The 25,213-nt window shown below is 37.0% G+C and carries 27 protein-coding genes and 2 pseudogenes; 25 read left to right on the forward strand and 4 right to left on the reverse strand.

Features of this window, described 5'->3' with window-relative positions; all coding sequences use genetic code 11:
- The first annotated feature begins 52 nt into the window (after window positions 1-52).
- The 7 genes from ABC357_RS07590 (at window position 53) to ABC357_RS07620 (ending at window position 8,971) form a co-directional block, all read left to right on the forward strand.
- Window positions 53-2,959: a ligand-binding sensor domain-containing protein gene (locus ABC357_RS07590; protein ID WP_412886919.1), complete on the forward strand. Its 2,907-nt coding sequence runs from the start codon at window positions 53-55 to the stop codon at window positions 2,957-2,959.
- A 263-nt stretch (window positions 2,960-3,222) separates the two neighbouring features.
- Complete coding sequence (locus ABC357_RS07595; protein ID WP_412886920.1) at window positions 3,223-4,227, forward strand: LacI family DNA-binding transcriptional regulator; 1,005 nt, start codon at window positions 3,223-3,225, stop codon at window positions 4,225-4,227.
- 30 nt (window positions 4,228-4,257) lie between these two features.
- Complete coding sequence (locus ABC357_RS07600; protein ID WP_412886921.1) at window positions 4,258-5,208, forward strand: sugar kinase; 951 nt, start codon at window positions 4,258-4,260, stop codon at window positions 5,206-5,208.
- A 28-nt stretch (window positions 5,209-5,236) separates the two neighbouring features.
- Window positions 5,237-5,875, forward strand: a complete 639-nt coding sequence (locus tag ABC357_RS07605) for a bifunctional 4-hydroxy-2-oxoglutarate aldolase/2-dehydro-3-deoxy-phosphogluconate aldolase (protein WP_412886922.1) — start codon at window positions 5,237-5,239, stop codon at window positions 5,873-5,875.
- Window positions 5,847-6,941, forward strand: a complete 1,095-nt coding sequence (locus tag ABC357_RS07610) for an alanine racemase (protein WP_412886923.1) — start codon at window positions 5,847-5,849, stop codon at window positions 6,939-6,941. The genes ABC357_RS07605 and ABC357_RS07610 overlap by 29 nt, the downstream gene beginning before the upstream one ends.
- Window positions 6,942-6,961: 20 nt before the next feature.
- Window positions 6,962-7,423: a RidA family protein gene (locus ABC357_RS07615; RefSeq protein ID WP_412886924.1), complete on the forward strand. Its 462-nt coding sequence runs from the start codon at window positions 6,962-6,964 to the stop codon at window positions 7,421-7,423.
- 219 nt (window positions 7,424-7,642) lie between these two features.
- Window positions 7,643-8,971: a GntT/GntP/DsdX family permease gene (locus tag ABC357_RS07620; RefSeq protein WP_412886925.1), complete on the forward strand. Its 1,329-nt coding sequence runs from the start codon at window positions 7,643-7,645 to the stop codon at window positions 8,969-8,971.
- A 75-nt stretch (window positions 8,972-9,046) separates the two neighbouring features.
- On the opposite strand, the pseudogene ABC357_RS07625 reads toward ABC357_RS07620, so the two are convergent.
- Window positions 9,047-9,556, reverse strand: a pseudogene (locus ABC357_RS07625) (DUF3916 domain-containing protein).
- An 830-nt stretch (window positions 9,557-10,386) separates the two neighbouring features.
- Here ABC357_RS07625 and ABC357_RS07630 point away from each other — a divergent pair.
- The 11 genes from ABC357_RS07630 (at window position 10,387) to ABC357_RS07680 (ending at window position 17,045) form a co-directional block, all read left to right on the forward strand.
- Window positions 10,387-11,193 carry a PhzF family phenazine biosynthesis protein gene (locus ABC357_RS07630; RefSeq protein WP_412886926.1) on the forward strand — a complete coding sequence of 269 codons (807 nt, stop codon included), beginning with the start codon at window positions 10,387-10,389 and terminating at the stop codon, window positions 11,191-11,193.
- 223 nt (window positions 11,194-11,416) lie between these two features.
- On the forward strand, window positions 11,417-12,034 hold the full coding sequence (locus tag ABC357_RS07635; RefSeq protein WP_412886927.1) for a uracil-DNA glycosylase family protein: 618 nt from the start codon (window positions 11,417-11,419) through the stop codon (window positions 12,032-12,034).
- Window positions 12,035-12,297: 263 nt separating this feature from the next.
- Window positions 12,298-12,786, forward strand: a complete 489-nt coding sequence (locus ABC357_RS07640; protein ID WP_412886928.1) for a prolyl-tRNA synthetase associated domain-containing protein — start codon at window positions 12,298-12,300, stop codon at window positions 12,784-12,786.
- 160 nt (window positions 12,787-12,946) lie between these two features.
- Complete coding sequence (locus ABC357_RS07645; protein WP_412886929.1) at window positions 12,947-13,399, forward strand: GNAT family N-acetyltransferase; 453 nt, start codon at window positions 12,947-12,949, stop codon at window positions 13,397-13,399.
- Between the two features lie 214 nt (window positions 13,400-13,613).
- Complete coding sequence (locus ABC357_RS07650; RefSeq protein ID WP_412886930.1) at window positions 13,614-13,940, forward strand: hypothetical protein; 327 nt, start codon at window positions 13,614-13,616, stop codon at window positions 13,938-13,940.
- Window positions 13,941-14,043: 103 nt separating this feature from the next.
- Window positions 14,044-14,490, forward strand: coding sequence for a GNAT family N-acetyltransferase (locus tag ABC357_RS07655; protein WP_412886931.1), 447 nt, complete (start codon window positions 14,044-14,046; stop codon window positions 14,488-14,490).
- Between the two features lie 272 nt (window positions 14,491-14,762).
- Window positions 14,763-15,092, forward strand: a complete 330-nt coding sequence (locus tag ABC357_RS07660) for a hypothetical protein (RefSeq protein ID WP_412886932.1) — start codon at window positions 14,763-14,765, stop codon at window positions 15,090-15,092.
- Window positions 15,062-15,412, forward strand: coding sequence for a hypothetical protein (locus ABC357_RS07665; protein WP_412886933.1), 351 nt, complete (start codon window positions 15,062-15,064; stop codon window positions 15,410-15,412). Before ABC357_RS07660 ends, ABC357_RS07665 begins: the two co-directional genes overlap by 31 nt.
- Window positions 15,413-15,636: 224 nt before the next feature.
- Window positions 15,637-15,891 carry a hypothetical protein gene (locus tag ABC357_RS07670; protein ID WP_412886934.1) on the forward strand — a complete coding sequence of 85 codons (255 nt, stop codon included), beginning with the start codon at window positions 15,637-15,639 and terminating at the stop codon, window positions 15,889-15,891.
- A gap of 224 nt (window positions 15,892-16,115) precedes the next feature.
- The gene (locus ABC357_RS07675; protein ID WP_412886935.1) at window positions 16,116-16,580 is read left to right on the forward strand and encodes a hypothetical protein; all 465 of its coding nucleotides are present in this window, start codon (window positions 16,116-16,118) and stop codon (window positions 16,578-16,580) included.
- Window positions 16,581-16,748: 168 nt separating this feature from the next.
- Window positions 16,749-17,045: a DUF5316 family protein gene (locus tag ABC357_RS07680; RefSeq protein ID WP_412886936.1), complete on the forward strand. Its 297-nt coding sequence runs from the start codon at window positions 16,749-16,751 to the stop codon at window positions 17,043-17,045.
- 236 nt (window positions 17,046-17,281) lie between these two features.
- Here the strand turns inward: ABC357_RS07680 and ABC357_RS07685 are convergent, their stop codons facing one another.
- Window positions 17,282-17,659: a DUF3888 domain-containing protein gene (locus ABC357_RS07685; RefSeq protein ID WP_412886937.1), complete on the reverse strand. Its 378-nt coding sequence runs from the start codon at window positions 17,657-17,659 to the stop codon at window positions 17,282-17,284.
- 395 nt (window positions 17,660-18,054) lie between these two features.
- On the opposite strand from ABC357_RS07685, the gene ABC357_RS07690 reads away from it, so the two are divergent.
- Window positions 18,055-18,318, forward strand: a complete 264-nt coding sequence (locus ABC357_RS07690) for a hypothetical protein (RefSeq protein WP_412886938.1) — start codon at window positions 18,055-18,057, stop codon at window positions 18,316-18,318.
- A 296-nt stretch (window positions 18,319-18,614) separates the two neighbouring features.
- Here the strand turns inward: ABC357_RS07690 and ABC357_RS07695 are convergent, their stop codons facing one another.
- Window positions 18,615-18,800, reverse strand: coding sequence for a hypothetical protein (locus ABC357_RS07695; protein WP_412886939.1), 186 nt, complete (start codon window positions 18,798-18,800; stop codon window positions 18,615-18,617).
- Window positions 18,801-19,077: 277 nt separating this feature from the next.
- Between ABC357_RS07695 and ABC357_RS07700 the strand changes: the two genes are divergently transcribed.
- The 6 genes and pseudogenes from ABC357_RS07700 to ABC357_RS07725 all read left to right on the forward strand — a co-directional run bounded on the left by ABC357_RS07700 (window position 19,078) and on the right by ABC357_RS07725 (window position 23,218).
- Window positions 19,078-19,284, forward strand: coding sequence for a hypothetical protein (locus tag ABC357_RS07700; protein ID WP_412886823.1), 207 nt, complete (start codon window positions 19,078-19,080; stop codon window positions 19,282-19,284).
- A gap of 212 nt (window positions 19,285-19,496) precedes the next feature.
- Window positions 19,497-20,825: a group II intron reverse transcriptase/maturase gene (ltrA, locus tag ABC357_RS07705; RefSeq protein WP_412886940.1), complete on the forward strand. Its 1,329-nt coding sequence runs from the start codon at window positions 19,497-19,499 to the stop codon at window positions 20,823-20,825.
- A gap of 186 nt (window positions 20,826-21,011) precedes the next feature.
- A complete protein-coding gene (locus ABC357_RS07710; RefSeq protein ID WP_412886941.1) occupies window positions 21,012-21,449 on the forward strand; it encodes an NUDIX hydrolase in 438 nt (145 codons plus the stop codon).
- A 176-nt stretch (window positions 21,450-21,625) separates the two neighbouring features.
- A pseudogene (locus ABC357_RS07715) lies at window positions 21,626-21,968 on the forward strand (YunG family protein).
- Between the two features lie 63 nt (window positions 21,969-22,031).
- Window positions 22,032-22,574, forward strand: coding sequence for a GNAT family N-acetyltransferase (locus ABC357_RS07720; protein WP_412886942.1), 543 nt, complete (start codon window positions 22,032-22,034; stop codon window positions 22,572-22,574).
- 257 nt (window positions 22,575-22,831) lie between these two features.
- Window positions 22,832-23,218 (forward strand): hypothetical protein, encoded by a 387-nt coding sequence (locus tag ABC357_RS07725; protein ID WP_412886943.1) that lies wholly within the window; start codon window positions 22,832-22,834, stop codon window positions 23,216-23,218.
- A 592-nt stretch (window positions 23,219-23,810) separates the two neighbouring features.
- On the opposite strand, the gene ABC357_RS07730 is transcribed toward ABC357_RS07725, so the two are convergent.
- Window positions 23,811-25,154: a dihydrolipoyl dehydrogenase family protein gene (locus tag ABC357_RS07730; RefSeq protein ID WP_412886944.1), complete on the reverse strand. Its 1,344-nt coding sequence runs from the start codon at window positions 25,152-25,154 to the stop codon at window positions 23,811-23,813.
- Window positions 25,155-25,213: the final 59 nt, after the last annotated feature.

The raw sequence follows: 25,213 nt of genomic DNA on the forward strand, positions 1-25,213 counted from the left end.
ATCTTTTGGAATAGTGATTACATTCATGTTAATGATGAAAGGGGCGAAGAAGTTGGCAAAATTCTTAAAGGGTATGCTTGTGTGTATGTTAATGGTTGTTTGGCCGACGCTTGGGAATGGGCTTAATGTAAAAGCGGCAGGGAATTCCGAAAATCGCTTGGGGTTGCCGGTGGAGTTAGGAAAGCCTTTTGCCATTGAAGACGTACCTGCAAACCATCCTAATGACGATATGGGCATGCCAATCGGAACAAGGCAAACCATAGATGCTGCATATGGTGTCGAGGATGGAATGAATGTGATGTACACTACGGTGACTGGAAGCCCGTCAGCGGGGCAATCAGCTGCATTCAATGTAGTGGATCTTGACAATCAACGTTTGCTCGGTGTATATCCGCTTACGGGTACAGCAAATGCATGGACACATGTGGTATCCGAAAAAGGGAAGGTCTATATTGGAGCGTCTACAAAGGTTTTTGTTTATGATCCAGTGACAAAGTCCGTAGAAGACCTTGGTATGCCTATAGGAGGGACGGGGGCCATCTACTCGATGGTTAGTGATGAAAGCGGGAATGTGTACGGGGGAATATATTCTGCATCTAGTGGAGGCAGAGTCTTTAAGATTGATGCAGTAACAAATGAAATCACGGATGTTCTTGGAAAACCAGTCGATGATGGAACAGCCACTGGAGATGATGGCAAGAAAGAAGATTATATCCGCTCATTGGCTTATTACAAGGGACACCTATATGCAGGGACAGGCTCCAGCAACGGAAGAGTATGGGACATAAATCTGGAAACGAAAGAACATACTGCTTTGGATTTGCCAGGGGATGCCGCTGACCCTATTTATGCAGGGAAATACAATAGCATGGGCTTTGTATATGGAATGACGGTGGTCGACCACTATTTATTTGCCTTCTTTAATGGCCCTTTTGCGATGCTGGTGTATGACTTGGATAAAAAGGAATGGAGGGAGGGCGGCATTACCAATGTGAGGGGCTTGCTGGCGGTCACACCTTCATACGACGGTAAAGTGTATACGAGTAAAAAAGATGGATACATGTGGAGGATTGACGTTGAAACCCTTGAAGAAGAAAAAGCCTATGCATTCGATGGAAGTGCGAGAAGCTCCGCTTGGATGAATATCCAAAATCAGCCGGAATTTCCAGGTACTTCGATGGTGACTGTCTCATTCGATGGCAAAGCAGTGCTTTATAATCCAGTAACAGGCAAAAGGGAAGCGATGGAACCATTGGTTGAAAAGCAGGCAAATAATATACAGGCTCTTGAAGCGGCTCCGAATAATGAATTGTTTATGAGTTCTTATATGGGCAGCCTTGGAGCCCATTATGATCCGTCTGCTGAAAAATTCACGACATTCAGCCTGGGGCAAGCTGAGGGAATCGGCTTTCTTGATCAAAAGGCCTATTTTGGAGTATATCCGAAAGCTAATATAAGAGCATTGAATTTAGAAGCGCCGATAACGGAAAACTCAACTACCAGTTCGCTTTTTAATATGGGTGAATCACAGGACCGCCCTTTCGTTTTAACTGGGGCAGAGGGCAAGCTTTTGGTCGGGACCATTCCGGAATATTCCCAGCTAGGCGGAGCCATAGCGGTTTATGACCCTAAACTCCCTGGTGAAGTGGATGTCACAAGAAATGTTGTACAAGATCAGAGCATTACCGGGCTCATCTATCATAATGGGCTAATTTACGGGTCCACGTCCATTCATGGCGGTTTGGGCGGAGCACCTTCTGCACAAAGAGCAAAGCTATTTGTATGGGATATGGAAACAAAGCAAGTATTGTACGAGTGGGAACCGGATCTGCCTGGGACAAAAGGAGAGATGATCAGTGGATTGACTTTGGGGAAGGATGGGCTCATGTATGCAGCAATGGATGGATACGTATTTGCCTTTAATCCTGAGACCAGGGAATTGGTGAAAAGCGTAAATGCCTATCCAGATGTGAAAAGCTATGGGATGTGGCGGCCGGTTCATCAGCGCTGGAGCGATGACGGACTCCTATATTCGGATGTAGCAGGAAAACTGACAGTCATCAATACCGAAAGCATGCAAAGCAAAAAACTGCTCGACAATATTGCACTCTTTACAATTGGCGATAAAGAAAGGATTTATACAGCCCTTGGACCGACTATTTCACGTTATGAAGCAGTGAAACCTGACGGACTGTCAATCGATTTGCCTGATACTTTGGAGATCGGTCATGCTGTGCCTTTGGCCGTTAAAGGCACTATATTTGACTGGCAAGTGGATGTAGGCAGTTCAGCTACTATTGAAGTTTCCGACACAAGCGTGGCAAAATGGGAAAACGGTATGCTTCACGGCCTTAAAGAGGGCATAGCGGAAGTAACTGCTACTTATAGAGGAGTAACTGCTTCAGCCCTAATAACGGTTGCTGAAAAGGAAGCTGGGATACAGGTGAAGAATGGGGATTTTGAACAACCAATGATTGACGGGGCCATTCCTGGATGGTCAAGCTATCGTTTTCAGGATGAAAAATCGTTGGTCAGCATTACTGGAAACCAAGTGCATTCAGGGCTTAACTCTCTAGAAATAACAGACAGCAGCGATCATGCCAAAGACTTCACAGCCGTAAAATCGGATTTGATTGATATAAGCCCCAATACGCTATATAACACAAAAGTGCACATATATCTCGACAATCCACCGGAAAATAACCATCCTGGAAAGCCATATACAATCAGTGATGCAAAAGTAATGATTCAGTATTATGATCGGAACGGTAAAGAATTGATGGATGGGAAAAAGGCAGAAAAAACAATCCGGGATCCTCAGCACAGCTGGTATCCGATTGACATGGACAGCACTTCGCCGGCACAGGCTCATTATATGGCGATCATCTTGGCTGCGGGAGAGAAAAAATTAGCGACTGTCCATTTTGATGATGTAACTGTAACACCAGCCATCGAATAATTGCGAAGGACCTCCTGAACGATTGCGGGAGGTTCTTTATCTGTTTAAGGCAACGTGATCCCAATTGATCGTGTGCATAGAAAACCGGTTAGCTAGTGAAAAAGGCATTGTTTGATGATCGAAACCCCTTCTTTTTTCCTGTTTTTGAAAATAACTATTGAAATGTATAAAATTTTCAGATACTATAATTACTAAATCGATTTATGAAAGCGATTTATTTTTTATCAAGTTTACTAAACCGGTTTAGTAAAAGGAGAACTTATATGAAAAAAATCACCATGATGGACGTTGCCGCCCGGGCAGGCGTTTCAAAAAGTACTGTATCACAATATTTAAATAAACGTTTCGAGTATATGAGCAAAGATACGAAAAAAAAGGTGGAAGAAGCGATAGCTGAATTAGGCTATGTGCCGAATTATATCGCTAAAAGCTTGAAACAGAAATCAACTTCGACTATTGGAGTCATAGTAGCCAATATTCTTCATTCATTTTCAACGAAAGTCATCAGAGCAATAGAAGATGTCTGCAATAAGAATAATATCCATGTGATTGTATGTAACGCCGATGACCAGCCAGAAAAAGAAAAACGATATATAGAGATGTTGATGGCAAAGCAAGTGGATGGCCTGATTGTTTTTCCTACAGGAAGCAATCAGGATCAATACAAGTCATTGGTGGAGGCCAGCTTTCCGATTGTATTCATGGATAGAAAAGTGGAGGATCTTGACATCTGCACAGTGCTGTTGGACAACGAAAAGGCCATTAAGCTGGCAGTTCAGGCCTTGCACCAAAAAGGTTACGACCGGATTGCCATGGTCACTACACCAATCCTGCAAAACATTACTCCACGTGTGGAGCGGATCGAAGGGTTCAGAGACAGCCTCGATGAGTTGGGTCTGCCGGTAAACGAGAAGTACATAAAGTCAATGGAGCTCATTGATATCCAAGAAGGCCTCCAGGAACTTTTTGGCTCTAATGAACCACCGGATGCCCTCATTGCTGGAAATGATTTAGTCTTAATGGAAATACTTCGATTTTTGAAAAAATATTCCATTTCTGTTCCGGATGAAGTAGCGCTAATTGGAATAGACGATGTTGAATATGCTGAAATATGGTCTCCTTCCATAACAACTGTCGCACAGCCTGCCAAAGAAATGGGGAGATTTGCAGCTGAGGAACTATTGAAGCAAATCAGAAAAGAGGGGCTTGAAGACAGCCAGCTCCTGAATCGCTTTGAACCACAGATAGTCATCAGAGAGTCGTGCTGATGAGAAACAATTAAAAGGGATGATGGTGGAATGCTAGATGTAATAACGATCGGGGATGCAATGATTACGTTTAATCCGGTCTCAAAGGGGCCGCTTAGGTTTGTGCCGGCTTTTGAAAGGAAAGTGGGAGGTGCAGAAATCAACGTCGCAGTCGGTTGTTCGAGGCTGGGCCTAAAAGCAGGCTGGATCAGCTGTCTTGGAAATGATGAGTTCGGCCGCCATATTCTTCACTTTGCTAGGGGAGAAAATATTGATACCCAGTATGTCAAGCTGATAGATGAATATCCGACCTCCTTGAATTTTAAGGAAATAAGAGAAGGAGGCGCCTGTCGTACATTTTATTACAGGCATCAGTCTCCAATTAAGGCGATGTCTGAAGAAATCCTGGAAGAGTCCTATTTTAAAGAAGCAAAGTTGCTTCATCTTTCAGGTGTTTTCATGGGGATAGATGAGAATAGCAGAAAAATAGTCCGAAGAGCGATTGCGCTGGCCAAAAAGAATGGATTAATCATATCCTTCGACCCGAATATCCGGTTGAAATTATGGACTGCGGAAGAGGCTTCTAAGGCTATTAAAGAAATATTGAGCGATGTGGATATTTTATTGACCGGTGAGGAGGAAGCTGAGATCCTGTTTGGAACCTCTGTTCCTGAAGAAATCATCTCTTACTGCGAATCATTCGGGATTTCCAATATAGCCATCAAACAAGGAGATAAAGGAGCGATCGGCTTTAAGGACGGCGAATGGATCCGGATTGAACCGGTCATTCCATCTGCGGTAGTTGATACAGTTGGGGCCGGCGATGGTTTCAATTGTGGTTATATTTATGGAATATTGCAGGGATGGACACAGGAAAGAACGATGGAACTGGCCAATCGGATTGGATCCATGGCCGTTAGTGTGTCAGGCGATAATGAAGGCCTGCCATTAATAGAAGAAGTGATGGCTGAGATGGATCAAATAAAAAGGATCGAAAGATAGTAAAACACTCTATGAAGGAGGAAGCTAGATGTCACTTTTGGAAAAAGCTAATGTGGTTGCGGTACTGCGGAATATTGACCAGCATTTTTTGGAATGTGTGGAAGTCATGGTTGAATCAGGGATACATGTTCTTGAAATTACAATGGATAACATTGACGGCCTTCATTGGATTACTGCAACAAAAGAGCATTTCGGAGATGCTGTTTGCGTGGGGGCTGGAACGGTTTTGCAAGTGGAGCAGGTGGATCAATGCAAAAAAGCAGGAGCAGAATTCATAGTTTCCCCGCATTTTGATGAAGGAATAGTAGAGAGAACAAAACAAGAAGGATTAGTCAGTATACCAGGCGCCTTTACGCCGACAGAAATAATGCGCGCACTTCGGGCAAAGGCCGATTTTGTGAAGGTATTCCCGGCAACGACGCTTGGATTGCCGTTTTTCAACAATCTTGTCGGTCCATACAAGGAACTTCCGTTGATTGCAACAGGAGGAATCACCCATCAAAATGCATCTGATTATCTGAAATCCGGCATCCGGGCAGTTGGGATTGGTTCATGGATCATGTTGCAGCCGAATGAGAATATGGGGGACTATCGCAAGCGGATTGCCGCATTTGGCCAGAAAATGAAAGGAGTGAATAATGATGCAGACTCCATACATAGTCATTGATGAGCAACAAGTAAAAAACAATATTCTTGATATGGCTCAATATGCAAAAGAGAATAAAATTAGGCTCCGTCCACATTGCAAGACACATAAAATGCCACATTTCGCCCGCATGCAAATGGAGTCGGGAGCAAGCGGCATTACGGTAGCAAAGCCATCCGAAGCGGCCGTGATGGCAGAGCAGGGAATCCAGGATATTTTTATCGCTTACCCAATCGTAACGAGGGATAAGGCTGAAATGGTAAAGAAACTGAATCGGTCGATAAAGCATCTGATCGTCTCTATAGACAGTATCCAGTCTGCCGCTCTATTGGATGGCTTTTGCGAAGGAGAAGAAAAAAGATTGCAAGTCCGTATAGAAGTAGAGACAGGCTTAAACAGAACGGGCGCTTCTATTTCTGATGTGGCGGATATTGCTGACTTTATTCTTGCCCACACAAAGCATTTAGAATTAGAAGGGATTTATACCTTTAAAGGAGCTGTACTCGGTGGCATATCTACATTAGATATTAAACAGGCAGGTATTGAGGAAGGTACCGTGATGCTGGAATTGGGCAAAGTGTTGAAGGGGAAAGGGATCGATCTTCAAACTATAAGCATCGGTTCGACCCCGACAGCCAAAACGGTCCTAACAGAAGGGGATCATTCAGAAATACGGCCGGGAACATATATTTTCTATGATGCCATGCAAGCCAAACTCGGGGTATGCAGGTTAGAGCAATGTGCAGCTGTTGTAGTGGCTACTGTGGTCGGGAAATATGACGGACATTTGGTTATCGATGGAGGCAGTAAAACATTCGCCACCGATGTCCAGCCTCAACAACACCCATTGGATTTAGAAGGATTCGGAATCGTGATCGGACATCCTGAATGTATTTTCTCACGTATGAATGAAGAACACGGAGTTATTGAATTTACAGGAGAAACAAATTTGGGAGTGGGCGATGAGCTGCATATCATACCTAATCACATATGCAGCACAATTAATCTCCATAACCATGTATATATTAAAAAAGAAAATGGAAAATACGACAAAATGGATGTAGCAGCACGGGGCCAACTATATTAATGAACGGGAGAGATGAAACAATGGCAGTAATAGAGAGTAAATTAGAGCAAATGGGCATCCATTTGCCTGTACCGGGAAAACCGAAGTTTGTTTATGTATCAGCAAAAAGAACAGGAAATCTAGTCTACACATCTGGTCAGGATTGCCGTGTCAATGGCGAATTAATTTTAGAGGGCAAGCTCGGCAGCGATTTGACGATCGAGCAAGGAAAAGAAGCCGCCAAGCAATGCATTATTAATTGTTTGGGTGTCATTAAGGCGGAAATCGGCGATTTGGATCGGATTAAACAAGTTGTCAAAATGCTCGCTTTTGTCAATTCCGCACCTGGCTTCGCAGATCAGCCATTTGTCATAAACGGCGCATCTGAATTGTTGGAGGAAGTGTTGGGAGAAAAGGGGAAACACGCCCGTTCTGCTATTGGTACAAGTGACTTGCCTTTCCATACACCTGTTGAAATCGAACTGATCGTAGAAGTAGAATAGCAGTTGTTGAATGAAAGGATCATTATAGCCTTCAGCTTGACTAAAAATTGAAGCAGAAACACGACCTAGTTTTAGAAAAACATAGTTGGACATCGTTGCGGTATATTAGGGGAAAGGATGGCCTTTGCTGCCCTTTCCTCTATTAATCTATGCACCTGAGTATGATTACATCATAGTAAGAGAAATATTTTCTGAATATTTAGAAAAAGGGTGATGGGAATGTCAGTTAGTTATTTGCTTATTCTGACTCTGCTTTCAATTGGAGTCATTATTGTAGGGGTCTCGGTGTTTAAATGGCACCCGTTTATTAGTTTGCTGGTTGCCAGTCTATTTTTGGGAATTTGCACGGGCTTGGATGTCAATAAATTAATAGCTTCCTATGAAGCTGGCGTTGGTGATGTGCTAGGCAACTTAGCTGGTATTATTGGCCTGGGCACCATCCTTGGAAAAATGCTTTCTGATTCTGGTGGCGGTTACCAGATTGCTAATTCATTGACAAATAAATTCGGCGTTAAGAATATCCATTGGGCTATGCTTTTTTCAGGTTTTATCATTGGCATCCCTGTTTTCTTTGAAGTCGGTTTAGTTATTTTACTGCCTCTAGTTATCGCTATTTCAAAGGGTTCCGGGCGTTCTATATTATTTATAGGATTACCGGTGCTGGCAGGTTTATCAATTGTCCACGGGCTTGTTCCTCCCCATCCTGGTGCAATGATTGCCGTGACAGCGTACCATGCTGACACAGGAAAATTACTTTTGTATTCATTGGTCATTGCATTGCCAACAGCCATGATCGCTGGCCCCATTTACGGAAAATGGATTGATAAGCGCTTGAAGCCTAAAGGGAAGCCGACTATATTCGTGGGAGAAACCGCTTATGAAAAGGTGCCTACCTTTGGTATTTCCTTATTCACAGTCATTCTTCCTGTCTTGATTATGATCTTGTCAGTGGCCAGCACTGCCCTTCCAATTGGGGATAAAATGGAGAGTCTATTATCCTTTTTGGGCAATCCCCTTATTGCATTGCTGATATCCGTTTTTGTTGCTTTTTTTACATTGGGATACCATCAGGGGATGACAAAGGAAAAGATCAACCGATTGTCCGAAGAATGCCTCATGCCTTTAGCGACCATTCTTTTAATTATGGGAGCGGGCGGCGGATACAAACAAATATTGATCGATAGCGGAGTAGGGAGGGCAATTGCCGACCTTTCAGGGAATCTCCACTTATCTCCAATCGTTTTAGCCTTTTTTGTAGCCGCTTTCATTCGGGTGGCTACTGGATCTGCTACAGTAGCTTTGACAACTGCAGCAGGGATCGTTTCCCCTATTGTGGAGCAAATGACAGGCGTGAATAAAGAATTGCTCGTTATTGCAACTGGAGCCGGCTCTTTGATCTTCTCACATGTGAATGATTCGGGTTTTTGGATGGTCAAGGAATATTTTGGATTGACAGTCAAAGAAACGTTTAAATCTTGGACAGTCATGGAGACACTGCTCTCTTTAATTGCTTTCGGCCTGGCGTTATTGTTTGATTTTATTATGTAATAGGCCCTGTGTTAAACAATGGAGTAGCTTTTGGTTAAGAATAAGGGACATATGAATTTCGATGTCCCTTACATTTTAGTTTAATTCACCTAGAAACCATATTTCTCCTTCATAATGGTATCCATCCTCATCATTAATGATTTCTTTATAACCTGATATCTGCAAATCATCGGGAATGGATAATCCTAATACGGGTTGAATATTTGCGTTTTTAGGTAGTCGGAGCCATTTTTGGTAGTCGTCATTCCTGTTGAAAAAATGTTCAAAATGGGCGTTTCCTTTAAAAACAATTAGTTGTGAATCCCATAAATTAGGTAAACTTATTGCAGCAACTACACGATATATTTCCTCTTGATTTGGCTTTAATCCAATTAGATATTCTGTTCTCTCTACTAATGATTGAATGCAGAGTTGTTTGATTTTCTTGGGAGTTTTACTGGAACGTATAAAGTCTTAAACAACTGGCAGGTGTAGATGCCAATAACCATTGTAAAACTTTGTTGGGAACTCCGCTGTGTTTTCTTCTATCCGTGTAATGACATTATTATACTTCCGTTTAATCCCTCGAACTTTTTTCTCACGCATACTGTCCTCTCCTTATATTCACTCTAACGCCGTTTGAATCCTTTCTCTGTTGCATCTGGTTTTAAATGCACTCTGCTAATCTATACAAAAATGAAGAGGTGCACCTATTTATTTCTGGGGACTTGCTAAAAGAATATCCTTAAATGATATACGTAATTTGCGATTAAATGAAATAATAGGTAGTTTTCGAACGTAATAGAAAGTTCGAGGGGGAAGCTTGATTGATAAAATGAATAATCAACTTATCCGTAGCTACTGCCATCGTTGCGACGATAATAGGGTGTTCCAAAGAAATATCTCACAAGTATGACTTTAAACAACTGACTAGAGTGGATGTATAATATCAAATAATTGAGAACAAGAGTGTTGTTGAAACGATCGCCAAAGAAGAAAAAACGAAGGTTCTAAGACACGTATTTGCCAGAATGGAATGGGGACAAAATGTAAAAGCAGAAATGTCACGATAAGAAGGTGTGATAGCTACCTTATTCTTCACTTATGTGTAGAGTGATCCCCAAAGGGATTATTTTAAAAAATTGCTTTTAGCTCTATTTTAGTTGTATTTGTATTGTTTCTTTTATTTTATGTTTTAATGGCAGTTTTGTGGAGTAATCCATAATTCTTATTCTAGATTAAATATGGATATGAAAAAAATAAGAAGCGACATTTCTGCTTCTTTTTCTTATGTTACAAGGGTGTTGATTCAAAAAGGATCAACATTTTTTGTTGAAGTTCTTATTGAACAAACGGTGTAGGATAGTTATAAAAGGAATATGAATAGTTTGAATTGAATTATTCATTTAGTGATTTAAAAGGAGATGAAATAAATAATGACAACTAGTAAAAATCAAAATGATCAATTTTACTTTATCAATGCTTTCACTAATAAGGATTTTAAGGGGAACCCCGCAGTCATTGTTTTTTTGAATGAAGATAGATCGGAAGAATGGATGAAATCTTTCGCTAAAGAAGTCAGCCAACCTATCACCACTTTTATTTTTAAAAAAGAAGAAAATTTTTTTCAGCTAAGGTGGTTTACACCTAATCAAGAAATTGATTTATGCGGACACGGTACTTTAGGTGCAGCACATATTCTATGGAGTGAGGGGTATACATCAGAATCAACAATTGATTTTGATACTAAGTCAGGACTTTTGCAAGCAGAACAATCAGAACGGCACATAATGTTGAGACTCAATGTAAAACATTCAATTGAAACCGATGTAACTGATCACTTAAAACGTGCTATTAATTTTCCAATAAAGGCTGTTGCTTGGGCAGAAGATAGATATATTTTAGAGTTAGATAATCAACATATGATTCATGATGTTATACCTAACTTAGAAGTAATAAAAGAAATTGAGGGTCCAGGTATAATTATTACTAGTCAGGGATCGGATGAATATGATTTTGTATCAAGATATTTCGCACCGAAAATTGGTATTAGTGAAGACTATGTAACAGGTTCTGCGCACTGTGCGTTAGCATCCTATTGGGGCAATCTCCTAAATAAAACTGAATTTACAGCATATCAAGATTCTGTACGGGGTGGTGAAATAAAGCTTAGAATGAAAAGGGATCAAATAGAATTGATTGCAGACTGTGTAACCATCTTAAAAGGGCATATTCAAAATTAATGTTTTAGTAATGGGAGCTGAGATCAGCTCTTTTTGTTAGTCTACAAACGGGGCAGGATAGCTCTATAAGAAAAGTTCTACTAATTAAAACAATTAAAAAGCATTAGCTCCGCCTTGTTTTTATCTAATTGAACTGTTTGATATACTTATTACAAATTGTTCATATAGGCTTAAACAAATAAAACAGTCAAAATATACGCAATTTTTGAAAAGAGGTGTAGGTATGAATGTTAAAGAAAAACTACATAGTTTTATTGAAAACAACGAATATGAATTACTTTTGCTAGATTACTTTCCAAATAGTGAAATTGATCCAACAACAATTAAAGCAATAATGATTAATGAGGTTGTAGCTTCGATACCAGAAGATGATTTTTATAGTAGCAATTTAAACTCCTATTATATGTCAACAGTCATTCCTTTATTTAAAAATGCTGGAATTGAAGTTGAAACGATACAAGATATTCTTGAACAAGGAATCTATATTACTAGTGCAATTAAAATGCCAAAAGGTAATGAGTTAATCAAAACAGATAAGATAAAGAAGTTCTTACCAATCTTAGAGAAGGAGCTCGATCTCTTTCCAAATGTTAAGGCTATTATGTTGAATGGTGATATTGCCAAAAAAGCATTTAATTATATTAGTAAGAAGAAATATGGTAAAAATGCAGTGCCTGCTGGTTCAACATATAAATTAAGAAAATCTGATATTTTTATTGGTGATATCAAGATTTTTCCTGCTTATATTTTAACTGGTAAGAACGTTTTGATTGAAAAGTCTAAGTTTGATATGAACATAGAAGATTTAAAGCGAATGATTAAAAGAATCGAAGCAAAATAAGGAATTGTCGATTTTAAAAAGCACCTAGGAACATTTTGTCATGAATGGGTATGCTTACTTATCTATGATTGTGAATAAATACACTTAAACAAATGGGGCAGCATTCCTGTAATAAATGATTCCAAAAAGGATTAATGATTGTTTATGAAGTCCTTATTGGACAATCGGGGCAAGATAGTGCAATTAAGTGCTTTATGATAAAATATCACTAATAATTAATAATGTTTAGAATTTCACAAAAAGAAATTGGAGGTCTTTTCTTTATGAAACAATATCAGAAAGTATATGATGCCTTAAATAAAATGAATATTCCATATGAAGTTGTTGAACATCCTCCTGCTTTGACAACAGAAGAAGCAGACAGCTATATTGTTGGGAAAGAAGGTGTACGTACTAAAACACTTTTTCTTACAAATAAAAAAAAGACTACATACTATTTAGTAATTATGGATGATGCGAAACGACTTGATATGGAACATCTCGCAGAAATCCTTAATGAAAAACGTATAAGCTTTGGTTCACCAGAAAGATTGATGAAAAAAATGGCTTTACCTCCTGGTGTTGTTTCCATTTTTGGATTGCTAAATAATGATGAACACGACATAAAAGTCTATTTAGATAAAGAGATGCTCTCAGAAAGATTTATGAGTTTTCACGCAAATGACAACACCAAAACGATTTTTATTTCTACAGAGGATATGTATAAATTTATAACTACAATTGGTTATGAGTACACAATTGTAGAACTGTAAGAAAACTAAGTTTATGAAATGATACTCTTAAACAAACAGGTGCGTTGATCCAAGAAGGATTAACGCTTTTCTATTGAAGTCTTATGGGACAAACGGGGCAGTTTAGTTGAACAAGAAATGATAAAATGAAAGAAAATATAGTTATGTAGGGGAGAGTAATATGGTTATTCGCAAACTAAGTATAGATGAAGAGCCCCCAATAGATTTGTTGTTATTAGCTGACCCTTCTAGAATAATTGTTGAGGAGTATATTCGAAGAGGAGAATGCTTTGTAGCCGAAAGTGATGGTCAAATTATTGGGGTTTATGTACTACTGCCGACAAGACCTGAAACAGTGGAGTTAGTGAATATTGCAGTATTAGAAACGCAGCACGGTAAAGGTTTTGGGAAACAACTAGTAATGAATGCAATTGAAGTAGGTAAGTCAAAAGGATTCAGAACCATAGAAGTTGGTACTGGAAATTCAAGCATTGGACAATTAGCCTTTTACCAAAAGTGTGGTTTTAGAATTACTGGTGTTGATATAGATTTTTTTATTAGGCACTATCCAGAAGACATTTTCGAAAACGGTATACAGTGTAGGGATATGATTCGATTATCTCAAGATTTGTAGATTAAAAAAGGAAATCCTTGTTGAACGATTAGGTGCGATTCTTCATTGTGGAGAATCGCTTTTCTTATGCAACGAACGTGGCAGTTTAGTTTAAGTAGTGAATCTATTTTCCGAAACTTCTGTTAATGAACAAACGTATAAAAGAGTACCAAGTATATCTAACCATAAAAAGGATATATGTAGTTGTTCAAACTAGTAAGGGGGCATAGAATGGATGAAACGAATTATTAGTGGAGTGATAACTTTATTGGTTTTAGTGGGGACTTACTTTATCGTTAGTAAGAGCACAAATACTAACTTTATTGATTTTTCCTTCGGTGTGGGATTAATTATGAATGTAATTATTTGGTTTTTCACTTCAAAAGGAGGTGTCACATCAACGTATACAGATGTGACGATGCAATCACAAACAACCAACTGGAAGATGAAAAACGAAAAACATAAGTTTAATCCTAATATTGCATTTTACACAGCAGTTTTATATACACTAGCATCTATTGTGTTTACTTTTATATATTATAAAGACTATTTTATTAATTGATATGCAAATTGTTTTTACACTAGCAGTTGCTAGAGCTGAAGAACACAAAAATTGAATTATTTACATTAAACATCCTATATTAGATTTGGAAGGTGATATTTATATGGTGGAGTTAAGAAAAATTAATGGGGACAATTATGAAGAATGTTTAAGCTTGCGTACAACTGATAGCAATGTGGACTTTGTAGACCCTGTAGCGTGGTCTTTAGCTGAAGCGTGGGTGTTTTATGATGATTCACGCCCCTTTGCAATTTATACCGATAATGTAATGGTGGGCTATGTTTCAATGTATATTGGTGATAATAACCCCCAAATCATAAATTTTATGATAGATAGCCGTTTTCAAAAAAGAGGCTATGGAACAGCAGCCGCAAAGCTTTGTGTTGAATATTTGTGTAAAGAATTCAATGCACGTAGGATTTCCTTACCAGTTAATCTAGAAAATATCTCTGCACAAAAATTTTGGAGCAACTTAGGCTTTGAAATGACAGACGATATGGAGGATGGTTACCTTTTTATGCGGTTGTACATATCAGAAAAATATGTTTGAGTATATAAAAATGGAATCGCTTTCCATAAAGTGCGTGATTGTTTCATAAGCATTCTTGTTTCACTAACTGGGGCATTACTTTATTAAGAAGCTGATCTATTCAGCTTCTTTTGTATAGCACTATCGAGGCAGTTTAGTTCAATAAGAATGTTGAAGTTTATAACTTATAATAATAGAATTACTAACTTTTTACTAAATTGCTGTTGGTAGCTTTTTATAAAAATAGTATTATTGAATCAAATGTTTATTAATGGAGGAATAGCGAAATTATTATGAAGGTGAATTATGAACAATTATATTCATTTGAAGACCCAGTAGACTTTTTTGAACCAGCTTTCAGGGTAGAAAGTATCGAGAAAAATAATATCGATAACTCAATTCCTATATTAAAAGGAGAATTCAAACCTGACAATCAAATACCTTTTCAGTATTATATGGGTAATACTAAACCTTCTAGCATTATATATTCTGGAATGTTTGATGTACTTATTGAAAAGAACATTGTGGAATTACTAAGAGAAAACGGAATTACAGGATACAGATTATATGACGTTATAGTTTTTGTGAAAATATGGAGAGATATGAAAATTATTATGTTTTAAGTGTTACTGGGCGCTGTAATAGCCGCGATTATTATAGAAGTAAGCTAATTTATTTAGGGTTAGCCAACGTCCCGAACCTTAAAGGTGTATTTTTTGTAAATGATTATTGGGATGGTAGTGATTTCTTTGTTGAAGAAGCTGATGAAGAAGGAAATTATAATATGAGCATATATGTAAGCGAGAAAGTAGTTAATTTGTTTAACAAGTACAAAGTGCAGAATATAGAATTTGAGAAATTAAGTGAAAGCACAACCAGTTTAGATACTGTACAAAGTGGAAAAAAATACAAGTTGCCACCAGAACTACGAGATATGCATTAAATTTTAATAATACAACCCGGAAAGGTTGAAAAAATTGTTTAAATCGAACATTATATTTGTGAAGAATTACACTTAAACAAACGGGGTTGATCCAAGAAGGATTAACACCCTTTTTTGTTGAATTCCTTCCTTATTGTAGAAAGGGTGCAGGTTTGCTTTAAAGAGTAGTTAAAGTGAAACTTTATTAGTAATGTTTCGTATAAGAATTAAAGAGGTGGAAAAATTTGAAAAAATATGGTGTGTTTTTAATTAGTTTTGTCTTGGCGTATCTGGCATATGAAATTTTTACTGGTTGGATTTTAACAGCACTTTATACTCCTAATTTTTCTTTAATGAACGCTAATTCAAGTCAAGAAGCATCGTTTGTTGGGCAGAATTCAATAATTCCGTTGCTATCAGCTTTATTAATAGCAACAATAGCCTACTTTTTGTCGGAGGTTATTTGTAAAAAAACAAATAGAAATAACATATATAAATGAGTTAAAGTTTAATCGGCTTTACTCTTTCTTATTCATTTAACAAAGATATTCGTGAAAAATTATACTTAAACAAACTGGTGTGATGATCCAAGAAGGATTAACGCATTTTTTTATTGAAGCCTTATGGAACAAACGGTGCAGGATAGCTTTATAAACAAGCATTAATATTAACAAGGTGATTGGGAATATTATTAGGGAAATCAACAAATACTGGAGGTTTTCCTTTGAAGAAAAAAATATTTTGTGTGATTGTCTTGATGTTTTCACTTACAATAACTCGTACAGTTTTAGCGAATAGCACTAATAATGCACCCATAAAACCATCGTTTGAAAGCGCCTATACTTTTTACAAGAACTCTGTTAATGAAAAGGATTACGAAGAATTTGCCGATGCAGAATTAAAAGTTAAAAAATTAATAATAGTTGAAGCCCTCCCCAAAATATTTGAGGATAAGGAATGGATGAAGTACCCTTCTGTTTGGAGAAATATTCATAAAACTAGTGTTATTGAAAAGACTAAAGAACTTGCTCCAGAACAAAAAGTTTACTTTTTCTTTTCTCTAAAGAACGACGGTAAGGGCATTTATTTCCGAAGTGCAATTTATGATGCTACTACCAAGGAATTGATTGGGAAAAGTAGTGGGAGTTGGACAAAGAAGCAATTTAACAGGAAGTTTGAGCAAAAATAAGGACTCTCTAGAACTTTTATTGATAAAGGAACTGTATTTGCAGTTCCTTTTGTTATACAGCTAAAGGGGCAGGTTTGGGGAAGAAGGAATATACAAACCGCTTACAAAATATATAAATAATAGTAAATATTGTTTATTTTTCATTCCTGGAGTGAAGGAGGATATTTGATGAAGAAAGTTCTCTTTATGGGTTTGATTATTTTAGTCATAGATATGTTAATTAGTTTAATTTTTAACAAAATAAAACTAATCCCAATTTCTACTGGTATTACTGGTATGCTCTTTTTATGTTTAGCTGCACTAATGGTGGGAATATTTGTTCCAGCGGATTCACGAAGAGTTGATGTTGCTACTGAATCCAATGAAAGTTTAAATAGAAGATCGAAGTGGTCTACAAATTTTCTTTTAATATCACTTCCAAGTTTAATTGTCTGTGCCATATCATTTATTTTAATTTATAAATAAATATCTATTTCCTTATTTTATACTTCAAAAAGTAAACCCCTTTAATATCCTTATCTGAAAAAACTGATTAACGTCAAGATATAATATTGTACTTAAACAAATAGGTTGCCTTAGCAAAAAATCAAAGCTGTTATCTTGACGGCTTTTTCTTATGCTGCTAAAGTCGCAGTTTAACTGAAGAACAATTTTAGAAAACACAAGCTTGAAAATGATTATTTATGAATTTTTCTTCGGCTTCAAGGAGTGATTAATTTACTTTGATAATGGATTACTTTATATGGTTTATTTGTGTGATCCCCACTTGGAGTACGGATAGTCATAGTAATCATTTTATAGGCTGGATTCATTGCTCCTTTGTATCCAATTACTTTAAGAGAAACATCGTAATAATCCTGTTCAATGTTACGTGCGATTTTTAATATTCTTTCATCAGTGAAAAGTTGCCTATCTCCGTGTTCAGCCATTACGGTAAGAATTGTTGGACCAAGGAATCTTAAAAAAGAAAGTTCTAGGTTGGTTGGAGGATTTTTTGTATCAATAACCTCTGTGGTTGCTTTTACATTAAAGGGGAAAACTAGCAACATAATTAAAAAGAAAAATGAGATTTTTTTCATAGGTGTTCCTTCCAATCGTTTTTTATATAATGTACAAATTATAAACATCTATACATTGACTAAGGATGGGAACACTTAAACAAACAGGGGCGTTGATTTAAGAAGGATTAATGCCCTTTTATATTGAAATTCTTATTGAAGAAACGGGGCAGGTCAGCGGAAAAAGGATTTTATAATTTTAATATTGAATAATTATAACAACTGCCCTAATTACTTGAACAAGAGGTCATTACTTAAAAGTAAATCTTTATCGTACTATCGAGGAAGACTGGTACAATAAGGCATTATTCTATATTAATAAAGCGCTAGAGAGGACGATAATATGGCAAGTTGGCTAAAAGGGGATTATTAGGTTGGGAGCAGAATAAAATAACCTAATGAAGGGGTGAATTAGGGTGTATGAATTATATGCAGTAATTATTTTGGTAGTAGCGATATTGATTGGAATTTGGAAAAGTTTTAATAAATCTAGAGATGCTAAATATAGGGTTTGGGGAATAACGACAATGTTGATAATCGCACCTGTATTTTCCTGGTTAATAGGTATTTTATACGGGGTACACGAGGGAAGTGGATTTGCTACGATAGGAGTATTAATTATTGCGTTTCCACTTATTTTTATAATTGGCGGGGTTCTTTATTGGATAGGTGGCAAATAAAATTTACTGCTTAACCGTTTATAAATCAAACATTTATAATAAAGTATCGTATTAGTTCGCTGATGTTTACCTAAATGAAGATATTACCCTTATTGCATTTGATAGCTGATTGTGAAGTGTTTTATTAAACAAACAGGTGCGTTGATCCAATAAGCATTGACGCTTTTTTATTAAGTTCTTATTGGACTATCGGGCAGGATAGCTCAATAAGTTGCATAGTATAGGTTATGCGAAATAGTGGTAAAACGAATAATCTTATAAAGGGAAACAGTTTGCTGCTACCCTTTATAAGGTCTTTATTCTTTATTTCCACTCTTTTTTTTAGAGTATTCAGGAATTAAAAATATCCCTATTAAAAATAAAGCATATGAAATCCATCGGACTATATCATACCATTCTGATTCTTTAAAAAAAGAAATATTAATCATTATTGTAATTGCACCTATAATTGCTAGCATTATTCCTAAAACTTTTCTCGACATAATCATCTCCTTTTATGTAATATTTTAACATTTATATACAGAGTTAGTAAGTTAAAGGTTTCCATAATAACTCAAAAAGGATGTTAAGTTTGTGAAAAATTATACTTAAACAAACAGGTGCATTACTTCATTAAAGGAGCTGATACGTTCAGCTTCTTTTTTTGTTATGGCACTAACGGGGCAGGTGTGCGGCCGAGCCTAGGTCGTATCATATAGCGGGTGGGATTCCCGTCGAGTAAGAACTAGCCATTCGCTCGTAGCGAGTCTTGGAGGGCTAATGGTAACATTAGCCTTTAAGCGTAGACAGTTAGGTAGCGGGCCGAAAGCCAAATGGTTGAAGGGATTGAGCTCCATAAGCGTTAGTAAACCGAGAGGGCTGATGCCTTATCTGCGTGCAGAAAGCAACATTTTATCCTTTGTTAAAGGCAAGAAGGATAAAACCTCTCTGGAGTCAGAGACCTTGGCACGCTATACATTGATATGATTCGGCAACTCGGGAGACCCTACGGGTCTTTTCTTTTTTCAGAAGAGTATGGTCTACAAGTGATAACAAGCAAGGAAACCAAATGCCGTGTAGGGAGTCGGATAGCAGCGTAGTACCAATGAAGTTGGGTAATGCTAATGGAGGGAAGGCTAGCTACCAGTTATCACCCTTACTAGGGACACATTTACTACACACAGAGGTAGGGATAATAAATGGAAACAAAACTACTAAGGATAGCAGAATTAGCAAAATCTGAACCTAAAATGAAATTCACATCTCTTGTACATCTATTAAATGAGCAGTCACTTATTCAATGTCATCATGAGTTACCTAATAAGAAGGCAACTGGCGTGAACGGCACGACTAAAGAACAATACAATGAAGAGTTGGAAGGTAACATAAAGAATTTAGTAAGTAGACTTAAAGACAAAAGTTATCGTCCAGTTCCAGTGAGACGAAAGTATATACCAAAGCTCAATTCGAGTAAGAAAAGACCTTTGGGAATACCAGAACATGAGGATAAGATTGTACAGAAAGGCATTGCCAAAGTGCTAAATGCAATCTATGAGAATGACTTTTTAGATTGTTCATTTGGGTTTCGACCAAACAGAAACTGTCATGATGCGTTGAAAATACTCAACTTTTATATTGAAAAGAGATTAGTAAGCTATGTAGTAGATGTAGATATCAAAGGTTTCTTTGACAATGTTGACCACAAATGGATGATGGAGTTCTTGAAACATAGAATTACTGACCCCAACCTTCTGAGAATAATCAGTAGGTTTCTCAAAGGTGGATACATGGAGGAAGGTAAGAAATACAAAACACAAAATGGTACACCGCAAGGTGGAGTAATATCTCCGATATTAGCCAATGTGTATCTCCATTATGTTCTCGACTTATGGTTTGAGAAAGTGGTTAGGAAACAATGTGAAGGACAGGCATATATAGTAAGATATGCAGATGATTTTGTTTGTTGTTTTCAACATAAAAGGGAAGCACAACAGTTCTATCAGTCTTTAATAAAGAGATTGAAGAAATTTAACTTGGAGATAGCAGAGGATAAAACTAGGATTATTCCTTTCGGGCGGTTTGCGGATAATAATGCAAAACGATCAGGGAATGGGAAACCAGCAACCTTTGATTTCCTTGGGTTTACCCACTATTGTGGAAGAAGTAAACAAGGGAAATTCCGCGTAAAACGGAAATCGAGCAGGAAGAAAGTCCAAGGCAAACTCAAAGAGTCTAAAGAATGGCTGAAGGCTAATAGAAATAAAGATATTCATATAATCATGGATAGATTTAAACGTTCTCTAATAGGATACTACAACTATTACTGCATAACAGACAATACTCAAACTGTTAATGGATTCAAAGAGAAAATCGAAAGCTTACTATTTAAATGGCTAAATAGAAGGAGCCAAAGAAAATCCTTTACATGGGATAAATTTAGGCTTTTCCTTCAGAGGTTTCCACTTCCTTCTCCAAGAATTAAAGTGAATATTTATGAATTAAGAAAAGAGATTAGCTATATTCTGTAAATGATGACTAGGAGGAGCCGTGTGCGTTAATAGCGCAAGCACGGTTCTGTGAGGGGGGAGGAGTACAATTTACCGTAAGGTAGAAAGTCTCCCTTCTACTCGACTAGCGGTAGAAGAAGGGAAAATAGTTGCTATAATCGAATAATTAATACAGTTTAAGTAACATTCGTATTGGGGGTTATCTTTATGTTTATAGTTAATGTAGAGGGTGCAATTTATCGTAATGAAAAATGGCTATTAATACGTCGTAGTGTAAAAGAAGAACACGCAGGGGGCTCGCTTTCTCTTGTTGGTGGAAAGTGTGAAATAGAGGGTGATTCAAAAGATATTTTGGAAAGAACTTTGGGAAGGGAAATTCTTGAAGAAGTTGGAATTGAGGTAACGGTTTGTGGTTATGTGAATAGTTCATCATTTGTTACTGCTTCTGGAGTGAATGTGATAGACATAGTGTTTCTATGTAAGCATAAATCAGGAAATCCTTATGCTAAAAGTATTGATGAAGTTGATGATGTTATTTGGTTGACAACTTCAGAGATTTTATCACGAACAGATTCTCCAAATTACTTAAAAGTAAATATAGGTCTTGCGGATAAATTATTAAGAAAAACCCAGCAAATATATTAAAAACTCTTCAATTAGCAGTAGCCATTGTGAAATACAGTCACTTTTGTACTAACGGGGCAGCATTCCTGTAATAATTGAACCGATAAATTATGCAAATATCAACTAGATTTTTGAAAAAATGCACTTAAACAAACGTGGCAGGTTAGTGGAAGAAGGAAATCGAAAACAAAGGCAGAATCTATTTAAGAAATGAGAATAATGAAAAAAGCATTACTGGTTATAGACGTTCAAAATGGAGTATAGACAATCCTTCAAAGGGTCAATGTGGTGTAACTGCATTAGAAGTAAATGATATATTAGGTGGATATATACTGAAAACCAAAATGTCTGATGGATGGCACTTTTTTAATGTACTTAATAGAACACGTTGCGACTTTACAGCTTCCCAATTTAAAGAGGATATTCTGTATATGGATATCATCAAATAGAACTGAAGCATATAAGGATACTAATAAAAAGCAGTATAACTATCTTAAGAAGAGTGTTTTAAGAAATTTAGAGATGATGTTGTTCTACTAACGGTGCAGGTTTGTTGAGTAACTTAGGTTAAAGAGTTAAAAGAATACTGGAGTTGATTAAGTAGTGTTGAAAGATAGGTTACCAAACGTGTGGGAGACAAAGAAGCTCACAATTAAAGACCTCACTGAAGAAGAAATTCAAACTGTTCAAAAATTATATGACCAAGGAAGTTTTATTCATCAATGGGATGGTGGTAACTTAGATAAAGAGTATGTTTATCGTTGTTTTACCGTTGGTGACTTACCGCCTAATGGAAACAAGGACCAATTTAAAATCCAAGTTATACGAACGAAAGAAACAGGACTCATTATTGGATTAATTACTACGTATCACGGATATCCAATGCCTGAGACATTTTATATAAACTACCTGTATATTGTCAAAGAGTATCATAAACAAGGACTTGGACAAGAAGTTGTTAATGAATTGTTAAATGTATTAAAACGGACTAAATATAATGAAGTGCGGGCTAATGTTGCAATAAAAAATTGGCCAGCTCTTAGGTTTTGGACCAAACTTGGCATTAATACAATACAAGGGATTTTTGGAGACAAAGAGTACGGTGTTGATAATTACGCAGACATAAAGTTAATAAAGTATTTGTGAGTTATTTCTTATTCAATTAACGTACTTTTAATTTAATGAATTTATTAAATAAGCGTAGCAGGATTGTGGAATAATCTTTTAGTTTTAAAGGTAGTTAAAGGATTTTGAGTTACTCAACTTTAAAAGAAGCCCCGAAGTGCGCATAGATACTAAAGAATTTGAGAAGATGTTAGCGGAGGATTTTTTGAGTTTGGTAGTCAGGGAATATATATTTAAGATAAGACTGTATAAAAGGTGGCGGAGTAAGTGTTAGAGAGATGTCACCTATTGATTTTGAGATACAATTTTTAATTAAAACAAAGGTGGAGATTCATATTAATATTGCAATGGTTGATGTAAATATAACAATGAACAATCATAATTTATGTGAACGGGAAATCAAAATTATTGAAGTGCTTTTTCTTAATTTATGTGCTCAAACTAATGCTCTAGTTACCAAGGGTGGTATGGCCCTTAATCCTTTAGAAATAAGTAAAAAAGATTCTATTTTCAATTACAGATTTGCTTGGCAGTCTTCTATTTCCCCCAGACAGTACGGGGAAATAGAAGAAGGAATAAAAGAGCAAATTAGTAATGCAATTAAAATGTGTGGATTACCTGAAGTTGGTATAGGTTTTAAAGAAAATGCTTATTTAAGTAAATAGCTATACGTTAATGTTCTTACAGGGATTTACTCTTTAGTTGTGTAAATCTTTTTTCTTTAATTAGGTAGAAGTATTAAGATTAATCCTTAATTCGTGAAGATATGTACTTAAACAAATGGTGGCTTTAGGTGAAGAAGAATTAAAGAACTTTATTATCTCTGCACATTATGATAAAAATGAGCCAGAGAGATTATGTGATTACCTAATTTGGTTCAAAATTGAATTAGCTTCGATAATGGACAAAGAAAAGAACGCCCTATGCAAATAGATAAAGAAAACGCAAAAATAGTAAAAGATATTCTGATGAATAACTTAAAAAGGCTGGGACTTAACAGAATTGCTTCGATTTAATGACGAAACATCTTACATGAATAAGACCATTAATAAAAAAACGAACTATTGTGAAACTCTACTAAGAATTTCACAATAGTTCGTTTTTTTGCTTACATCCTTTTATCCAAGGCTCTTTTTGGTGGTGTCATATGCTCATTAGACTGCTTTGTTCCTGTTAACCTGCAAGATAAGAGGCTACGTTCCTTCACAGAGGAGACCCGTTATTCGATAAGTGCCCGCCTTTATAGATGAATGCGCCTTACAATAAAGATGATAAATCATTGGCAGGGGAAGGGTATGCAAAAAGAATATTCTGCAAGTCGTCGCCTTTCATTCCTGCTTTTATCATGATAGCCAAATAATTGATCATAAGATCGGCTTGTTCACTGATCATAGCTGCTCCAACGAGTTCATTGGTTTTTTTATCCGTAATGATTTTTGCTTTAGCTACAGGTTCATTTGTACGCCGGTAGGAATACCAACCTGTCATATCGATTTCTTGGATGTTATATAAGTCGGGCTCCTGTTCTGCTTCATCTGTACGTATACCGATAAGGGCTAGTTTTGGACTGGAAAAAACAGCGCTCGCCATTGCTGGATAGTTTGTTTTTGTCGTATTTCCGTTTAGTATATTTTCACTGACAATTTGGGCCTCGTAGCTGACAACAGGTGTTAATGGCAGCCCTTCACTGTCAGCCGTATCTCCGCATGCATAAATATGTTCTGCTTTTTCGGCTTGTAAGTATTCATTCACAGGAATGCCTTTCTTATTGGCTTCAATGTCTGCCTTTTCGAGGGACAGGTTGCCAATGTTGGCTATTCTGCCGGTTGTTCCGAAAACCATACCGACATTCAGGTTAAATCCATTCTCGCCTTTAAGCAGAAAAGAAGTATTTTCTTTTTCGATACTGGTGATATTCGTATCAAAATGAAAAATAACGCCTTGTTCCTTTAGCTGCTCAACAAGAATATGTACATGATCTTTATCGAAACCTTTCAGAGGGCTGCTGTTATGATGGATTAAATGGACCTTTGTACCGGCTGCATTCGCGATTGCCGCAAATTCAAAGGCAATATATCCTCCGCCCACAAAAGCGATGCTGTCAGGCAATGAATTCATCGAAAGAAAGTCATCGCTGTTTTTGAAGTATTCTTTGCCTTTTATGTCCAATAAAGAAGGTTTTGCGCCAGTAGCAATCACAATTTGTTTTCCGGTGATTACCTGGTTGTTAATCAAAATATCATGGGCGGAAACAAATTTGGCTGAACCGTGAAAGGTTTCAATGCCTGCTTTTTGGTAGCTTTTCAGCCGGCTTTCAGGGACATTTTCGACAAAGCCTTCTTTAAAAGACATTAGATCCTGCCAATCGACTTCTATCGAACCTTGTATCCCTTTTCCTTCCATTCTTTTCGCCCAGTTCTTCACTTCCATTGCACCTGCTAACACTTTTTTCGGATCGCATCCCCGTAAAACGCATGTTCCTCCCCAATCACGCTCTTCAACAAGTGCTACTTTTTTACCTGCCGAACTGCAATTGAATGCAACAGTGCTGCCTCCATTGCCGCTTCCGATGACGACTACATCAAATAATGATTCTTTCATTTTATCTTCCTCACTTTCCATTCTGATTGATAAGTATGATTCATATCATTAACAACGAT

The sequence above is a fragment of the Bacillus kalamii genome (assembly GCF_047238185.1).
Classification (GTDB): domain Bacteria; phylum Bacillota; class Bacilli; order Bacillales; family DSM-1321; genus Bacillus_AD.

Excerpts from the sequence above, each read along its gene's own strand:
- ABC357_RS07595 (WP_412886920.1), top strand. The coding sequence starts at position 3,223 with ATGAAAAAAATCACCATGATGGACGTTGCCGCCCGGGCAGGCGTTTCA.
- ABC357_RS07600 (WP_412886921.1), top strand. The coding sequence starts at position 4,258 with ATGCTAGATGTAATAACGATCGGGGATGCAATGATTACGTTTAATCCG.
- ABC357_RS07605 (WP_412886922.1), top strand. The coding sequence starts at position 5,237 with ATGTCACTTTTGGAAAAAGCTAATGTGGTTGCGGTACTGCGGAATATT.
- ABC357_RS07610 (WP_412886923.1), top strand. The coding sequence starts at position 5,847 with ATGATGCAGACTCCATACATAGTCATTGATGAGCAACAAGTAAAAAAC.
- ABC357_RS07615 (WP_412886924.1), top strand. The coding sequence starts at position 6,962 with ATGGCAGTAATAGAGAGTAAATTAGAGCAAATGGGCATCCATTTGCCT.
- ABC357_RS07620 (WP_412886925.1), top strand. The coding sequence starts at position 7,643 with ATGTCAGTTAGTTATTTGCTTATTCTGACTCTGCTTTCAATTGGAGTC.
- ABC357_RS07630 (WP_412886926.1), top strand. The coding sequence starts at position 10,387 with ATGACAACTAGTAAAAATCAAAATGATCAATTTTACTTTATCAATGCT.
- ABC357_RS07635 (WP_412886927.1), top strand. The coding sequence starts at position 11,417 with ATGAATGTTAAAGAAAAACTACATAGTTTTATTGAAAACAACGAATAT.
- ABC357_RS07640 (WP_412886928.1), top strand. The coding sequence starts at position 12,298 with ATGAAACAATATCAGAAAGTATATGATGCCTTAAATAAAATGAATATT.
- ABC357_RS07645 (WP_412886929.1), top strand. The coding sequence starts at position 12,947 with ATGGTTATTCGCAAACTAAGTATAGATGAAGAGCCCCCAATAGATTTG.
- ABC357_RS07650 (WP_412886930.1), top strand. The coding sequence starts at position 13,614 with ATGAAACGAATTATTAGTGGAGTGATAACTTTATTGGTTTTAGTGGGG.
- ABC357_RS07655 (WP_412886931.1), top strand. The coding sequence starts at position 14,044 with ATGGTGGAGTTAAGAAAAATTAATGGGGACAATTATGAAGAATGTTTA.
- ABC357_RS07660 (WP_412886932.1), top strand. The coding sequence starts at position 14,763 with ATGAAGGTGAATTATGAACAATTATATTCATTTGAAGACCCAGTAGAC.
- ABC357_RS07665 (WP_412886933.1), top strand. The coding sequence starts at position 15,062 with ATGGAGAGATATGAAAATTATTATGTTTTAAGTGTTACTGGGCGCTGT.
- ABC357_RS07680 (WP_412886936.1), top strand. The coding sequence starts at position 16,749 with ATGAAGAAAGTTCTCTTTATGGGTTTGATTATTTTAGTCATAGATATG.
- ABC357_RS07685 (WP_412886937.1), bottom strand. The coding sequence starts at position 17,659 with ATGAAAAAAATCTCATTTTTCTTTTTAATTATGTTGCTAGTTTTCCCC.
- ABC357_RS07695 (WP_412886939.1), bottom strand. The coding sequence starts at position 18,800 with ATGTCGAGAAAAGTTTTAGGAATAATGCTAGCAATTATAGGTGCAATT.
- ABC357_RS07700 (WP_412886823.1), top strand. The coding sequence starts at position 19,078 with ATGGTAACATTAGCCTTTAAGCGTAGACAGTTAGGTAGCGGGCCGAAA.
- ltrA (WP_412886940.1), top strand. The coding sequence starts at position 19,497 with ATGGAAACAAAACTACTAAGGATAGCAGAATTAGCAAAATCTGAACCT.
- ABC357_RS07710 (WP_412886941.1), top strand. The coding sequence starts at position 21,012 with ATGTTTATAGTTAATGTAGAGGGTGCAATTTATCGTAATGAAAAATGG.
- ABC357_RS07725 (WP_412886943.1), top strand. The coding sequence starts at position 22,832 with ATGTCACCTATTGATTTTGAGATACAATTTTTAATTAAAACAAAGGTG.
- ABC357_RS07730 (WP_412886944.1), bottom strand. The coding sequence starts at position 25,154 with ATGAAAGAATCATTATTTGATGTAGTCGTCATCGGAAGCGGCAATGGA.